This is a genomic window from Chryseobacterium candidae, assembly GCF_004916905.1.
Taxonomy (GTDB): domain Bacteria; phylum Bacteroidota; class Bacteroidia; order Flavobacteriales; family Weeksellaceae; genus Chryseobacterium; species Chryseobacterium candidae.
The window spans coordinates 59653-75468 of the sequence record NZ_SDLV01000010.1 but is presented as its reverse complement, the minus strand read 5'-3'; the positions used below and the strand labels follow the sequence as shown (position 1 = coordinate 75468).

Genomic DNA, 15816 nt, shown 5'->3' with positions numbered 1-15816 from the left:
GCCTTAAAAACTAAGGCCTTTTTATGAAGAATATTTCAGATGATTTTACAAGTTTGTTTCGTCCTCTACAGGAGCATGCGGAGCATTGTTTTTTACAGATTCTATCCCGTTTTCCATACCATTGTCAGATTCATACATCTGGCTGGTTCCAATGATCTGTCCGTTTCCTGCTTTTAAATTAAAGTAACACCTGCCGTCATTCACTGTATTTCTTTCAAATTTTGCATCTTCCTGTGCATTGATTTTTACGGATCCGATTCCGTTTTCACAGGATGGTTTGGTACTGTATCCCTGACTGGTTAAAATGATCTGTCCGTTTCCTGCTTTAAGATTAAACTGGAAGTCTCCGTTTGTTCTTTGAGAGATAATAAACTTTCCCATGGTAATAATTTTTATTTTGTATTGTGTTTATTTGGATGGTATTATCTTTTTCCTGCTTGGCTGAAGCTTATCAGAAGTAATTGAATTTAAAATTTTATATTGTGACTCATCCTTTGATGGTTCTTTTAAAGCAAGATATAGGGCAGTATCTTTAGGCTTAACTGTCAGTATTTTGTAAAGTTCTTTCTGAGCATGCTCAGGTTTCAGAGCAAAATATCCCGGGAATTTTCCTTTAGAAACTATTTTTGTTGTATCAACCTTGGGAACAGGGATTACATTTTCTTTTTTTTGTGCCGTAAACATGGCCGAAATGAAGACTAGGGGAAATAATAATTTCTTCATGTGTTATTTAATTTAGAATAAAAATAATGATTTTTTTTGAATATACTTATTGGCTGCCAATAAATCCAATGATAACCATAAGAAATGTGGGCTAAAAATAAAAGCGCCCCAAAATTGGGACGCTGAATCAAATTTATGGTATTAAAGACTAATAAGCTCCTTTCTCAATATAGTGAGCTGCCACTTTTTCAGTAAGTGCTACTACATTCGGATGGTTGGTATATTTAGTAAATCTTCTTAATCCTGAAAGCATCATTCTCTGCTCATCTCCTTCAGCGAAAGAAACAATTCCTTCTTTAGCTGCCGTGATGATTTTCTCTACAGCTTTGTAAAGGTTCAGCTGAGCCATAGCTGCTTCTACAGATTCTGGAGAGAAATGTTTCTCTGCTCTTAATACTGCAGATTCTGCCATGTAGATCTGGTTAAGGATTTCAGAAGCATTTAATAATAAGTGCTGTTGTTTTTCAATATCCATCATGTATTTCTGAAGAGCTGCTCCGGAAACCATTAAGAATACTTTCTTAAGGTTAGCGATAATTGCTTTTTCTTCACTCATGAATTCTGAATAATCAGGAACTTCAAATGAAGGGATACCCATCAATTCTTTGCTGATGGCCATTGCAGGAGATAAAAGATCAAGTTCACCTTTCATGGCTCTCTTGATAAGCATTCCTACAGCTAATAATCTGTTGATTTCGTTGGTACCTTCATAGATTCTCGAGATTCTTGAATCTCTCCAGGCAGCTTCCATAGGAGTGTCTTCAGAGAATCCCATACCTCCGTACACCTGAATTCCTTCATCTGCTGTATGCTGGGCAAGGTCAGAAACAAATACTTTAAGGATTGAACATTCTACCGCGAATTCCTCAACACCTTTTAATTCTGCTTCCTGATGGCTTAATCCTGCTTCAACAAGCTCATCAATTTTATCCTGAACGTTTTTAGCAGCTCTGTAAGAACCTGCTTCACTTACGAAAACTCCGGTTGCCATTTCTGCCAGTTTTTTTCTGATGGCTCCGAAAGTAGCAATGGAAACACCAAACTGCTTTCTTTCATTAGAGTACTGGATAGAGTGGTTTAAGATTCTTCTCTGTGCATCAAGACAAGCTGCTGCCAGTTTGATACGGCCTACGTTCAGTGCATTTAAAGCGATTTTGAAACCGTTGTTTCTTTCTCCTAAAAGATTTTCCACAGGGATTTTCATATCATTGAAGAAAACCTGACGGGTAGAAGATGCGCGGATACCTAATTTGTGCTCTTCCTCTCCGAAAGTTAAGCTTTCAGGATTTTCAAGTTCAGATCTGTTGATGACAAATCCTGTGATATTTTTATCATCATCAATTTTAGCGAATAATGTGAATGTATCAGCAAATCCTGCATTAGAGATCCACATTTTCTGGCCGTTGATGATATAATGTTTTCCGTCTTCGGAAAGTTTTGCTTTTGTTTTCCCTGAATTCGCATCAGAACCGGCATCCGGCTCTGTCAGACAGTAAGCCCCGAATTTTGTTCCTGTTGCTAAATCCGGAAGGTATTTTTTCTTTTGCTCTTCAGTTCCGTAAAGAACAATTGGTAACGTTCCGATTCCTGTGTGTGCTCCATACGCTGTAGCCAATGAACCTGTAGTTCCGGAAAGATAGTCGCAGGCAAGCATTGTAGTGACAAAGCCCATTCCAAGACCTCCGTATTCTTCGGGAACAGCGATTCCCAACATTCCCATTTCGCCCAGTTTACGCATTGTTTCTTCTGTAAATGCATAATCTTTCTTCTCAAAACGCTCTCTTTGAGGAACAACTTCTCTATCGATAAATTCCTTCGCAGAATCACGAAGCATCTTTTGTTCTTCATTCAGTTCTTCAATACTGAAAATTTCGTTTGCAGGAATTTGTTTGATCAGGAATTCCCCGCCTTTAAGTATATTGCTCATTTGTTATTATTTTAAATTTTAGATTATAAATTTTAAATTAGATTTTGTTGTTATAAATTTTCAGATGATGTTTTAATGATTTTAGTCAAAATATTAATGATCATTTCAATGTCTTTTAAATATGAATTGATCTCAATTTGAACAAGATTTGAAGAATGATAAAGTTTTAACCAATATCTTGTTTCTCTTGCCTCTTTATTTGCAATTGAAAGCTTTGAAATAAAATCCTTTTTAGATTGAGCGGCTATAGCTTCTTCTACATTTGCTCCAATTGAGGTTCCTGAACGAAGAATCTGTTTTGATAAAATAAACTCGTTTTGAGATTTACATTCAGTATAAAATTGAATTATTCTTAAAGCGAAATCAAAAGTTTTTATTTGGATCAAATTATCTTCTTTGAAACCCATTGCATCTAAAATTTATAATTTAAAATCTATAATTAATTAAAGTAGTTCAAAAATAGAGGCCGCTCCCTGTCCTGTTCCAACGCACATAGAAACCATTCCGTACTTGTTACCGCGTCTTCTCATTTCATCAATAAGCTGAACGGTTAGCTTTGTTCCTGTACATCCAAGCGGGTGTCCAAGAGCAATTGCCCCTCCGTTTACGTTTAGAATGTCTGGATTTAAACCTAATTCTTTTTTGATTGCAACCGATTGAGAAGCGAATGCTTCGTTAAGCTCGATCAAATCGATATCTTTTAATTCCAGACCTGCCTGTTTCAATGCTTTTGGAATAGCATAAACAGGTCCCATTCCCATAATTCTTGGTTCTAATCCTGCAGCAGCATAGGCTACTAATCTTGCTTCCGGTTCAAGACCTAATTCTTTTACCATTTCTTCACTCATTACCATCACAAAAGCAGCTCCATCACTCATCTGTGAAGAGTTTCCGGCAGTTACGCTTCCTCCGTTGGCAAATACAGGTCTTAGTTTTGCTAAACCAGCTAAAGAAGTATCAGCTCTCGGACCTTCATCTACAGAAAAATCGAATTTTTTAGTCTGCAGTTTCTGATTTTCGTCAAGGAAATTATATTCTACAGGAACCGGAACAATCTGGTTGGCAAATTTTCCTTCCTGATTGGCTTTTAAAGCCTTCATATGAGATTCAAAAGCAAACTGATCCTGTTCTTCTCTTGTAATATTATATTGTTTTGCCACTTCTTCGGCTGTGTAACCCATTCCCCAGTAATAATCCGGGTTTGTTTTTGCAATATCCGTTTCCGGAACCGGCTTATAACCTCCCATCGGAATATATGACATTGATTCTGTACCACCTGCGATGATACAGTCTGCCATACCAGCCTGAATTTTTGCAGAAGCAATGGCAATTGCCTCACTTCCTGATGCACAGTATCTGTTCACGGTTACTCCCGGAACTTTATCTGTATTTAATCCCATCAAAGAGATCAGACGTGCAACGTTCAGCCCTTGTTCAGCTTCCGGCATTGCATTTCCTACGATAAGGTCGTCAATTCTGTTTTTATCCAATTGTGGAAGCTCAGCCATTAATTTTTCAATAACGGTAGCCGCCATGACATCAGGTCTTGTAAATCTTAAACTTCCTTTTGGAGCCTTTCCAACGGCAGTTCTGAAACCTTTTACTATGTATGCTGTTTTCATTTTTTTGTTTAATTAAATTGTTTTAAGACTTTTTTGCCTCGTAGAGGTAAACTGTTCATAGATTTTTGTTTTTGCTTTTTGCGGAGCTCCGTAGGAGCGACCTGTTAATCATTAATCCATTCGAATAAATATTTTGGATCATATTCTATCTCAAATTTTGACATAAAATCCAGATATTCTTCTCTAAAAGTTTTCTTTTTATGATGTTCTTCCTGATCTAAAATATATTTTACAACAGAATCAACACTGCTTTTAGAATAAGAAAAAGCTCCGTACCCTTCCTGCCAATTGAATTTTTCATTCATCCATCCTTTTTCATTGATGAATTTTGAAGAACCCGCTTTAATATCTCTTACTAAATCTGAAACTGAAAATGTCGGATTCATACTTACAAGAATATGGACATGGTCAGGCATTGCAAAAACTGCGAATAATTTTTGATTTCTATTGGAAATAATACCTGTAATAAACTGATGTAATTCTTCTCTGTTTTCTTTTGAAATCAGATTTTGTCTTCCTTTTACAGCGAAAACAATTTGAATATAAATCTGAGTGTAGGTGTTTGCCATACATTAACAGGTCGCCTCTACGAGGCTTTCCAATTTTAAATTATTCATGCTATTAACAGTTCGCTCCTACGGAGCTTCCCGTTAGTTTCTCAAAGGTTTCCCATTTTGCAACATATACTGAATTCTCTCTAAAGTTTTTCTTTCCCCACAAAGCTGAAGGAAAGTTTCTCTTTCAAGGTTCAACAGATATTGTTCTGTTACCACAGTTGGCTCGGAAAGGTTTCCGCCTACCATTACGTTGGCCAGTTTATCCGCAATTTTCTTATCGTGTGCAGAGATGAAGTTTCCGGTTAGCATCTGGTCTGTTCCTACGTAGAACATTCCTAATGCATCTTTACCAAGAACTTTTACTTTTTGCTCTATAGGTTGGGTATAACCTTGCTCAGCTAATAATTTTGCTACTTTTTTAGCTTCAGCAATCTGTCTGTTTTTGCTTACAGAAACGATGTCTTTCCCTTTTTCAAGGATTCCCATATCGTAAGCTTCATAAGCGGAAGTAGCTACTTTACCCATGGCGATGTTCATGAAGGCATCACGAAGTCTGTTATTCTTCACGTCATCGTTGTGGAATTCTCTGGAAGTTCTCAAAGTCAATTCTTTAGTACCACCACCACCAGGAATTACTCCCACTCCGGTTTCTACAAGTCCGATATACGTTTCTGCGGCTGCAACCACCCGGTCTGCATGCATTGTCATTTCGCATCCTCCACCTAAAGTCATTCCGTGAGGAGCAACTACTACAGGAATAGAAGAGTAGCGTACTCTCATCATTGATTTCTGGAAGTAAGCGATCGCCATATTCAGATCATCCCAATCCTGCTCGATAGCCATCATAAGGATCATAGCAAGGTTTGCACCTACAGAGAAATTAGTTCCCTGGTTTCCTACAACCAATCCGTCATATTCTTTTTCAGCTAAATCAATGGCTCTGTTTAATCCGTCAAGAACTTCGCCTCCAAGAGAGTTCATTTTTGAACGGATCTCAAAGTTGATGATACCATCTCCCAAATCTTCAATTGCAGCACCTGAATTGCTCCAAAGTGTTTTATTTTTTCTGATATTATCTAAGATGATAAATGCATCCTGACCAGGAATTTTGTTGTATTCTCCTGAATTTTTATCAACGTAAATGCTTTGTCCTTCGTCATTCACTTTATAGAAAGTTTCTACATTTTTCACCCATTCAGAAACTTCGTATCCTGCATCTTTTGCCAGTTCAATACCTTTCTGAACACCTACAGCATCCCAGATTTCAAATGGACCGTTTTCCCATCCGAAACCGGCTCTCATGGCATCGTCAATTTTATAAACTTCGTCAGAGATTTCAGGGACTTTGTGTGAAACGTAAGCGAATAATGCTCCTAAAGACTTTCTGTACAATTCACCTGCTTTGTCTTTACCTCCGATTAATACTTTGAATCTGTCGATTGGCTTATCAATGGATTTGGTTAATTCTAATGTCGGGAATGACGATTTTCCTTGAAGTTCATACTCTAAAGTGTCAAGGTTTAATCCATGAATTTCAGATTTTCCTTCTGCATTTTTCACTTTTTTATAGAAACCTTGTTCTGTTTTTGAACCTAACCATTTATTATCCATCATTTTCTGGATATAAGGAGGAAGGGCAAATACATCATTGAAATCATTGGCTTCCGCACCGCTCTGGCGAACGCCGTTGGCTACCATTACCAAAGTATCAAGACCCACAACATCCGCTGTTCTGAACGTAGCCGATTTCGGACGTCCGATGACAGGACCTGTTAATTTATCAACATCAGAAACGGTAAGTCCTAATTTTTGTACATTATGAAGAAGATCCATCATGGAGAATACACCGATTCTGTTGGCGATGAAAGCTGGAGTGTCTTTAGCTAAAACAGTAGTTTTGCCTAAGAATTTCGCTCCGTAATTCATATAGAAATCAATGATCTCAGGATCTGTATCATTAGTTGGGATAATCTCTAAAAGAGGAAGGTATCTTACAGGGTTGAAGAAGTGCGTTCCGGCAAAGTATTTTTTGAAATCTTCGCTTCTTCCTTCTGTAAGGAAATGAATAGGAATACCGGATGTATTGGAAGAAATTAATGTTCCAGGTTTTCTGAACTGTTCAATCTTTTCGTATACAGACTTCTTGATATCAAGTCTTTCCACGACTACTTCAATGATCCAGTCTGTGTTTTTTATTTTCGGCAAATCATCATCGAAGTTTCCGATTGTAATTCTGTCTGCAAACTTAGGTGAATAAAGAAGTGCAGGACTTGCTTTTTTCAGTTTTTCAAAGTTTTCGGAAGCAATTCTGTTTCTTACTCCCTTGTCATCTTTGGTCAAACCTTTTTTCTGTTCAGCTTCAGTAAGTTCAAAAGGAACAATATCCAAAAGTGATACTTCAACGCCGATATTGGCGAAGTGAGCAGCGATACCGCTTCCCATAATTCCTGAACCAAGAACCGTTACATGTTTGATTCTTCTTTTCATATGTAAATTTTTATTTGTATAAGATGATATGAACCCGAAGGCTTCATCAAAATTTATTTTCTGTTATTTAATAATTCGTTGGCTATTTTCATGATTTCCCCCATTACATCCTTGAAAGCCTCCAGTTTTTCCGGAGAAATTTTTTCCATAACCTTCTTGTTGAAATTCACCACCACCTCTTTAGACATATTTCTGGAGTTTAATCCTTTGTCTGTAAGTTTGATGATAACCTCTCTTTTATCAGTGGTGGTCTTTTCCTTATAGATGTATCCGTTATCCTCAAGAAGTTTAATGATTCTCGTTAATGAAGTGGGTTCAATAGCCATCTTCGGTCCAAGATTGGTACTTCGCGTTCCTTCTTTGGGATCTATTTTAAGAAGAGTGAGTGCCTGTACCGCCGTGGAATCATGTTCCTGAGCTAATTCTGTGTACATTTTAGAAACAGCCAGCCAGGTCTGCTTTAAAATTAAATCTACGTTTTCTATTTTTTCCTTATTATGATCCATCATTTTTGCGCCAATGGTTTTACCCAAATTTAATAAATATTATGCATGCATAATATTTATTAACGTTAAATTTTGTTAATAGACTGTAAATAAGCGAATTAAATTGTATGATTAGCATAATACTATGCATGCATAGTATGTAGATAAATCAAAGAAAATCAAGTATTAATGAATGTTTTTGACTAAATTGATAATTTCTTCAAAAGATTCACATTGGTAAGTCATAGAATCCTTAGCAATTACCCAAAATGGGTGCTGAAATTCGAAATTGAGGTCAGACAGATCTTTTGGGAAGTTTTTTTGAAGCAGAGAATACAGCATTTCCTTGTGAAACTGCGGTGCTGAGATTAAAGGTGGAATAAAAGTCTCATTGATTTGAAATAACGAAGCATTAGTAAGTTCATCGTGCTGCAGCAAAATGTCCTCCACAATCCCTGAATACAGATGATTTTCTTTTACATACCATATTTTGTCTGCGAATTCTTTGGCGAGTCTCCAGTCGTGGGAAGAAAACAGAATAAGTTTGTTCTGTTCCTTAGCAAGCTTTCTTAAAGTTTTAAGAATAATAATTTTATTTTTTTCATCCAGATGGGTAGTCGGTTCATCCAGAATAATAATAGGGGAATTCTGGGTGATAGCCCGTCCGATAAATGCTTTTTGAAGATTTCCGTCAGAGAGGTTTTTCAAAAGAGTATATCTGTACTGATTCAAATTCAGTTCTTCAATAATATGAGCCACCTCTTCGCGGTCTTCTTTTTTCAGTTCAAAATAGAAAGGGTAGTAGATGTATTTTCCCAGAGAAATAAGATCCTCAACTGTATAATGCTGTGGAATAACAGATTTGGAAAAGACAATAGCAACATTCTCTGCAATTTCTTTTACAGAAAGATTTTTTATATTTTTTCCATTAATAGCAATCTCTCCATTCAGTAAAGGCATTTGATGCAGAATAGATTTGATTAATGTTGTTTTTCCTACACCGTTATTACCAACCAGCAGGCACACATCACCAAGCTTTAAATCTGCATTAGCATTGGAAATTAAAGTTGTTTTGTAGCCGATATCTGATTGTTTGATCTGTAGATACATGTTTGATTCTTCTTTATTGATTTCTGTGGATTTTATGATTTGTTATCTCTCTGCTTCAGTTTTGTTTTTTCATGCTGAAAGCATCTCGACAAAGTAATTTAGATTCCTTCGGAATGACACAGTATGATTGATTTCCTTTTTTATCCACTGAAGTAAGTTATAAAATTATTCTCAAAATTCTATGGGTTATTTTCCTGACCCCGTATTAATTTTGAAACTGGTTGTCCGGTTTGTGTATATCACGATCACACTTTATTCTGCTTCAACAGCATCATCAGAATGACAGGAATACCGAATACAGAACTTATCACATTCAAAGGGATCTGCGTTTTTTCTGCAATAACTGAGAAGAATAGCATGATCAGCATTCCCAGAAACATATTAAGAACCCATTGCTGCCATAATTTTGATGGATTATAAACGAGTCTGCAGAAGTGAGGAACAATAATTCCGATAAAGAGAATGGGGCCTAAAAATGACGTAACAGAAGCGGATAGGATAGACGATGCTGCTATTATTAAAAGTTTCAACTGTTTCAAATTTACTCCCAAACTTTGTGCATAGGAATTACCAAGTGAATTACCAATGAGTGGCTTTATCGCTCTGAAACAGATCAACATACCGATTGAAACTAAAATAAAAAGGACATAAATCTGGTTTCTCGTTACCATATTATTAGCTCCGAAAGACCATAAAATATAGTTTTTCAGACTTTGGTTCTCTGCATAAAACTGAAGCAGTGATACAATGGCACCAGCAAAAGCAGATATCAGAAATCCGAAAATAATAAGATAGGACTTATCCTGAAACCTATTGGACATGGAGAGCAGTATCAACATTAACAGTAAACTTCCTCCAATAGCTGCTAAGCTGAGGAAACTATTCTGTAAAAATTCAGGAAGGAAAATATCATGAGAAAAGAAGATGTAAAAGGCAACTGACAAACTGGCAACCGACGTTATTCCCAGTATATCAGGGCCTGCCAGCGGGTTTTGGAAATATTCCTGCATCAGGAAACCAGAAGTGGGAATTGAAATTCCAGCCAGCATCATCACCAGAACACGGTTGATACGGATCTCGGCGATTTGACTATGAGCAGAGTCCTGAAAAAAATCCTGGAGGCTTAAACTTAAAAATCCTGTGTTCAGATTAATGACAGCACTTATAATAATAGCAATCACAAATAATAAACACAGGATTTTAAACTTTTTTGACATGATTCAGAAAGAGTTCGGCCTATTTTATTTTAAGAAAGAATCAATTTTTGAATTCAATACATCTTCCGTCATCATTCCCAGATATTCATCGGTTTTATCACCTTTTCTCATGAAAGTAAAAGGAATAGAACCTCCGTCCCACTGTTTGAAATTGTTATGGAAAAAGTTTTGATCCAGTTTTTGTCCGTCCAGTAAGATAATATTTCCTCCCAGTTTATTTTCTGTGGCAAAATTCTTAACAGCACCAGCCCATTCTGCCTTCTCGTCAAGGTTTACAAAAGTGAATTTTACAGGTTTTCCCTTCAGCTCCTCCATTTTATTTTTAAAACTTGGAATCTCTCTCATGCAAGGGCCGCACCATGTTGCAAAAAAATTGGTGACATATAATGTATCATTATTTTTTGCTAAATGCTGGCTTACATTTTCTGGAGAAAGTTCTTTGGGAAGAACGCTACTTTCTTCATTTTCTGTAGTTTGAGATGCCGAAAGGGAGTCTGCAGCTGCAGTGTTTTCAGTTTTCTGACCTTCTTTTTTACAGCTGTACAGTGCAGTAAGAAGTAACATGGAAAAAATTATCTTCTTCATAAATTATTTTTTATCTATTTTTGAATTGAAGTTATGGAACAACAAATCTATAAAGGGAAACTGATACAGTTTCATCCGTTAAAAATAGCGAAAAAGGAAGAGCTGACCAAAAATACTTTTTCTCTGGAGTTTGATATTCCTGAGAATTTAAAGGAAAATTTCAGATTTGAAGCAGGCCAGTTCGTCAGTATACGGTTTCATTCACATGGGAAAGAGGTTATTAATGATTATTCAATGACTTCAGCACCTTATGAAGGTAAAATATCTTTGGGAATAAAGATCAATTCCAATGAAGGAGCTACTTCGCAGCTATTTCAAAATTATAACGCTGGTGATGAGCTATGGGTGAGTGAACCTGCAGGGAGATTCACAATCGTATCCAAACCCAGCGAATTCAGGACTATTGTTGCTTTTGCTGCGGGTATTGGGATCACCCCCATTTTGAGTCATTTTAAAAATATTCTTTACAACGAACCCAGAACACGTCTGTTTTTATTTTTTGGAAATAAAAGTTCAGAAGATTTAGTCTATCGCGAGCAGCTGGATAATCTTGCCAGAACATGTGGAGACAGGCTTCAGATATTTTACTTTTTCTCACAGGAAAAAACAGCAGACCAGTTTTTCTATGGCAGGCTGGATGAAAAGAAACTGAATCTTATCATCAATCAGATCCTTCATTTAGACGATACAGATGAAGAATCTACCATCTGGGATGCGGTAGATGAAGTATTGATATGCGGTAAAGGTGAAATGATCAAGACATTGGCCAATGCATGTTATCACCACGGAATTCCGAAAAAGAATATTCATTTTGAGCTTTTTGAAGAATTTAATGATGATATTTATCCTGTAGAAAAAGAATTCCCTCTGATTGAAAATATTGAGGTAGAATTTACCATGCTGGGGAAAAAATATACAACTCAGCTCCCTGATAATAAGGATAAAATCCTTCAGCAGCTTCTGATGCAGAAATTCCCTGTTCCTTATTCCTGCAAGTCCGGAATCTGTGGAAGTTGTGAATGTTCTTTAGAAGAAGGAGAGGTGGAATTGCTGGAAAATGAGTATCTTACGGAAAAAGAGGAAGAGCAGGGACATATTTTAGCTTGTATGTCTATTGTGAAAAGTAAAAAAATAAAGCTTAACTTTGATCTTAGTTGAGAATTATTAGGAACATATTTAACCTTGGGTTTATATCACTGGAATTGGGAATTCTGATGATATGCTTCTGTAATGTGTGGGTTTTCGGACTTACCAACGGGAGAACGTATACCAAAATTTCAAAAATTCCGCCAAGGGAAATTGCATTAGTTCTGGGAACATCTCCGAAAATGAGATCCGGAAAATCCAATCCTTATTTCACCAAAAGGATGGATGCTGCAGCACTTCTTTACCATCATGGAAAAATCAGGAAAATTATAGTGAGCGGGGAGAAGAGTAAGGGGTATAATGAACCGGGTGCAATGAAAAACTATCTGATCAATCAGGAAGGAGTGCCTGAAGATATTATTGTGGAAGATCCGAAGGGCTTTAACACCTATAAAAGCATTCTCCGCTGTAAGGATGTTTATAAGAAGAAAAATGTCATTATCGTATCTCAGGGATATCACAACCTGAGAGCATTGTTTTTTGCAAGAAATAATGATATGAATGCTTTGGGATTTGATGCGCAGGATGTCACAAGACCTGAAAGTTTCTACAGAAACCAGACGAGGGAAATCCTCGCCCGTGTGATTGCTGTAGTATATTTTATTCTAGGCGTTTCTCCGGATTAGAAAGGATACCCGAACGCTATATTAACTGTAGGTTTGAAAGGCTGGATGAATTTGAATCTCCATCGGTCGCCTTCAGGTTTATTTGGGTCATAGATCTTATACGCAAGGTCAATTCTCGCTGTTACGTAGGCAATATTTAATCTTAATCCGAATCCACTTCCGATACCTACTTGTTTCCAGAACTTACCGAATTTAAATTCATCTCCATATCCGTCGTTATAGTTACGAAGACTCCACGTATTTCCGATATCCGTAAATAAAGCTCCTTCATAGGTTTTATTGAAAGGAATTCTATATTCAATATTGGTAGTAAGCTTTAAATTATCAGTCATATAAGTACGAACTCTCTCATCAACCTGAGAATCAGCAGGACCTAATCCTCCAAAGGCTACCCATGCTCTGATATCGTTAGAACCTCCATTGAAGTAAGATTTGATAATAGGCATATCTTCAGAATTTCCATACGGAATTCCAACTCCGATAAACTGGCGCAGCACCAATGTCTGGTTACCATTAAATTTGAAATATTTTCTTGTATCAATATCAAACTTCACAAACTGTGCGTATGGCAGCCCAAAAATAGTTCCTTGTGGACCGGTAACAATACCTCCGCCATTATCTTTTTTATTAAATAAGCTTAAGATATTACCCGCAAGTTCTACTTTTCCATTAAAATAAAAAGCATTTGGATATTCTTTTTTTCCAATTTCGCTATAAACAAAATTGTAGATCATTGAAGAAATAAGGACATCCTGGGTTTGTCTGTCTTTGTTAACCAGTGTTCCGGTAAATGCCGTTAAAAGATCTATTCCCTGCTGATTGAGACTTCCACGGTAAGCATCATTCTCAATAATCTTTTTGGAAACCTCATCCACACTAAGTTTTCCATCTTTGTAATCTTGTCCGGTTTGCGCAGTTTCTGGGTTAAACATAAAATAATTCCCGAATACCTCATCTTTTACCCTTCCGTCATTCACAAAGTAGTCATAGTAGGCATCTTTATTTTTCGTCAGACTGACCTGAGTATTGAATAATGTAAGCTTATGATAAACCTGATCATTCACACTTGCCTGATAGTTTAATCCCGTATTAAAAATTAACCTACCCAAACCGATGTTGTTCTGTATTGATGCCCCCAGCAAAATAGATGATGTAGGGGTATATCGTTTAGGAATGAATTTATAATAATTAAAAGGCAATAAAAGCCTTGGGAAATTCAGGGATGCCTGAGCTGATATTTCGTAGGCTGCAACTCTTTTACTGATATCTTTTGTACTTCTGATAGAACCAAATGTCCCTGAAAGACTGGTAGAAAGGTTTTCTGCTCCTCTGAAAACATTTCGGGTGGTAAGGTCCACAGAAGGGGAGATTCCCAGATTTAAAACCTGAGAATAATTGATATCTGTTCCCACTTTAAGTTCATACTTCGGAAGTGGTTTCAGTACATACAAAACATCTACAATACTGTCGTTAGGAGAGGTCATTCCGCCTTGTCTCAGAGAGTCTCTTGCTTTAACGATGCTAAAGTTATTCATCGATAAAATGTTTCTCTTGGTTACATCCAGCTTCGTTTGGTCAAAAACCTTTTTACTGTCCGGAATAATCGCTCTCCATACAGATGAAAGTTTGTATTTATCATTCATCGTATGAAATCTTATTCTCCTTAAGCTGTCTTTCCTGGTATTTTTAGGATAGTCTCCGGGTTCATCTACAATGGCAACGTCAATATTTCCAAAAGTGGCTATTTTATAGGGAGTATCCAGAGAATCTTTATGAATTTCCAGGGTTAAAGGAATCTGTTTTCTGCTTTTAAGAGAATCCGCAACGAAATAAACTTCATCATTGGAAGCATTGAACCTGTAGAAACCAAACTCCCTCATCAGATCCGTAATTCTGGTAACCTCTCTTTCAAGAACGGTTTGGTCAAGAATCTGTCCTGATCTCACAAGACTTCTGTTCAGATTATAGTTGTAATACCCTTTGATACCCTGGTCCGGAATATTATAATAATAATCTTTAATGCGGGTAGGATCGTTATGCTTGATAGAATAATTAACAGATGCTTTTTTTGAAGCTGAATCCAATGTGTGTTTAAAATTTACATCAGCATCCCAATATCCTCTGTAGGTAAGTCTTTTCTTGATAGATTCAGCGCTTTTTTCGCTTCTTGTCTGATCAAGAATTACCGGAGGTGTTCCCCAATTGTGCAGTAGACGGTCAAAAAGCAGACTTTTTCCGACGCTGCTTTTCATATTATATTTAAGGAATAAAGAGTCTCTCAGTTTCTGATTTCTCATTTCACCGGGATAGGTCATGTATTCATTAAGTATGGTATCGTATTTCGGATCTGCCATATTGTAGAGCAGTAAACTCAATGGCATGAAAAGAAACTGCTTTTTATTAGGTTTCTGCTGGATGTAATCTTTCAGCTCTTCGTCGAAAAATTCTCTCTTATCCTCGAACTCTAAACTGTTTTTGGTGAGCAGATATTCGCCATCAGGAACTTTTTTTGTTGTACTACAAGCATAAAGGAGACCAACAAATGTTGCAAATGAGATAATTTTATAATATTTTTGAGGAGAATTCTTATAATGCTTACAGCTCATACAATAAAAGTTTTACAATCTTTAGATAAAAAGAAGTTCAGACAAAAATACAATTTGTTTTTGGTTGAAGGTAATAAAATCATTTGTGAACTTTCTAATTCTAACTTTAAAGTTAAAGAAATATTGTCAACCGATCCACAAAAATTGGACCGTACTGATATCCCTGTTACCCATATCTCTGAAAATGAATTAAAAAAAATAAGTTTTCTTAAAACTCCGAAAGATTCTGTTGCGGTATGTTATCTTGCCGGGGAGGAAAAATGGGAGGATAAGAATATACAATTGGTGTTGGATGGGATACAGGATCCGGGAAATCTAGGTACTATTATACGACTGGCAGACTGGTTTGGTATTGAACAGATCATCTGTAGTGAAGATACTGTAGATGTGTACAATCCGAAAGTGATTCAGGCAACGATGGGATCTTTTACCAGAGTCAATATTGTTTATACTGATCTGGTGGAATATCTTTCTACAACAGAGAATGTAAATATCGGAACCGATATGGAAGGAGAAAATATCTATACTTTTCAGAAACCTGAAAAGCTAAATCTGATTTTAGGAAATGAAGGAAACGGAATGAGACCGGAAACAGAAAAGCTTTTACAAAAAAGTATCAGTATTCCGCGGTTTGGAAAATCCCAGTCTACAGAAAGCCTGAATGTATCAATGGCGGCCGGGATTATTTTAGGGCAGTTATTCTCAAAATAGAAAATCAGAAACCA

General features: G+C 36.6%; 15 protein-coding genes. 3 read left to right on the top strand and 12 right to left on the bottom strand.

The window, feature by feature from the left end:
• Nucleotides 1-45 precede the first annotated feature (45 nt).
• From EK417_RS05205 to EK417_RS05155, 11 genes are all read right to left on the bottom strand, one after another.
• Nucleotides 46-381 (bottom strand): YegP family protein, encoded by a 336-nt coding sequence (locus EK417_RS05205; protein ID WP_136521527.1) that lies wholly within the window; start codon nucleotides 379-381, stop codon nucleotides 46-48.
• A gap of 27 nt (nucleotides 382-408) precedes the next feature.
• Entirely contained in the window at nucleotides 409-723 is a 315-nt protein-coding gene (locus tag EK417_RS05200; RefSeq protein WP_076597371.1) for a hypothetical protein, read from the bottom strand.
• A 148-nt stretch (nucleotides 724-871) separates the two neighbouring features.
• Nucleotides 872-2650, bottom strand: a complete 1779-nt coding sequence (locus EK417_RS05195) for an acyl-CoA dehydrogenase FadE (protein WP_136521526.1) — start codon at nucleotides 2648-2650, stop codon at nucleotides 872-874.
• A 50-nt stretch (nucleotides 2651-2700) separates the two neighbouring features.
• Nucleotides 2701-3057, bottom strand: a complete 357-nt coding sequence (locus tag EK417_RS05190) for a four helix bundle protein (protein ID WP_136521525.1) — start codon at nucleotides 3055-3057, stop codon at nucleotides 2701-2703.
• Between the two features lie 36 nt (nucleotides 3058-3093).
• Nucleotides 3094-4272 carry a thiolase family protein gene (locus EK417_RS05185; RefSeq protein ID WP_136521524.1) on the bottom strand — a complete coding sequence of 393 codons (1179 nt, stop codon included), beginning with the start codon at nucleotides 4270-4272 and terminating at the stop codon, nucleotides 3094-3096.
• Between the two features lie 104 nt (nucleotides 4273-4376).
• The gene (gene tnpA, locus EK417_RS05180) at nucleotides 4377-4841 is read right to left on the bottom strand and encodes an IS200/IS605 family transposase (protein WP_136521523.1); all 465 of its coding nucleotides are present in this window, start codon (nucleotides 4839-4841) and stop codon (nucleotides 4377-4379) included.
• A gap of 81 nt (nucleotides 4842-4922) precedes the next feature.
• Nucleotides 4923-7316, bottom strand: coding sequence for a 3-hydroxyacyl-CoA dehydrogenase/enoyl-CoA hydratase family protein (locus EK417_RS05175; RefSeq protein WP_076597366.1), 2394 nt, complete (start codon nucleotides 7314-7316; stop codon nucleotides 4923-4925).
• A gap of 53 nt (nucleotides 7317-7369) precedes the next feature.
• The gene (locus tag EK417_RS05170; protein ID WP_062671553.1) at nucleotides 7370-7822 is read right to left on the bottom strand and encodes a MarR family winged helix-turn-helix transcriptional regulator; all 453 of its coding nucleotides are present in this window, start codon (nucleotides 7820-7822) and stop codon (nucleotides 7370-7372) included.
• A 165-nt stretch (nucleotides 7823-7987) separates the two neighbouring features.
• Nucleotides 7988-8911: an ABC transporter ATP-binding protein gene (locus EK417_RS05165; RefSeq protein ID WP_136521522.1), complete on the bottom strand. Its 924-nt coding sequence runs from the start codon at nucleotides 8909-8911 to the stop codon at nucleotides 7988-7990.
• Between the two features lie 245 nt (nucleotides 8912-9156).
• Nucleotides 9157-10128 carry a FecCD family ABC transporter permease gene (locus EK417_RS05160; RefSeq protein WP_181446067.1) on the bottom strand — a complete coding sequence of 324 codons (972 nt, stop codon included), beginning with the start codon at nucleotides 10126-10128 and terminating at the stop codon, nucleotides 9157-9159.
• A gap of 24 nt (nucleotides 10129-10152) precedes the next feature.
• Nucleotides 10153-10713, bottom strand: coding sequence for a TlpA family protein disulfide reductase (locus tag EK417_RS05155; RefSeq protein ID WP_136521520.1), 561 nt, complete (start codon nucleotides 10711-10713; stop codon nucleotides 10153-10155).
• Between the two features lie 33 nt (nucleotides 10714-10746).
• On the opposite strand from EK417_RS05155, the gene EK417_RS05150 reads away from it, so the two are divergent.
• Entirely contained in the window at nucleotides 10747-11871 is a 1125-nt protein-coding gene (locus tag EK417_RS05150; protein WP_076597361.1) for a ferredoxin--NADP reductase, read from the top strand.
• Nucleotides 11872-11927: 56 nt separating this feature from the next.
• On the top strand, nucleotides 11928-12485 hold the full coding sequence (locus EK417_RS05145) for a SanA/YdcF family protein (protein WP_410493465.1): 558 nt from the start codon (nucleotides 11928-11930) through the stop codon (nucleotides 12483-12485).
• On the opposite strand, the gene tamL is transcribed toward EK417_RS05145, so the two are convergent.
• Nucleotides 12482-15091, bottom strand: a complete 2610-nt coding sequence (gene tamL, locus EK417_RS05140; protein WP_136521519.1) for a translocation and assembly module lipoprotein TamL — start codon at nucleotides 15089-15091, stop codon at nucleotides 12482-12484. The two genes, EK417_RS05145 and tamL, sit on opposite strands and share 4 nt — an antisense overlap.
• Between tamL and EK417_RS05135 the strand changes: the two genes are divergently transcribed.
• Nucleotides 15077-15802, top strand: coding sequence for a TrmH family RNA methyltransferase (locus EK417_RS05135; RefSeq protein WP_076597358.1), 726 nt, complete (start codon nucleotides 15077-15079; stop codon nucleotides 15800-15802). The genes tamL and EK417_RS05135 overlap by 15 nt on opposite strands.
• The last annotated feature ends 14 nt before the right edge of the window (nucleotides 15803-15816 follow it).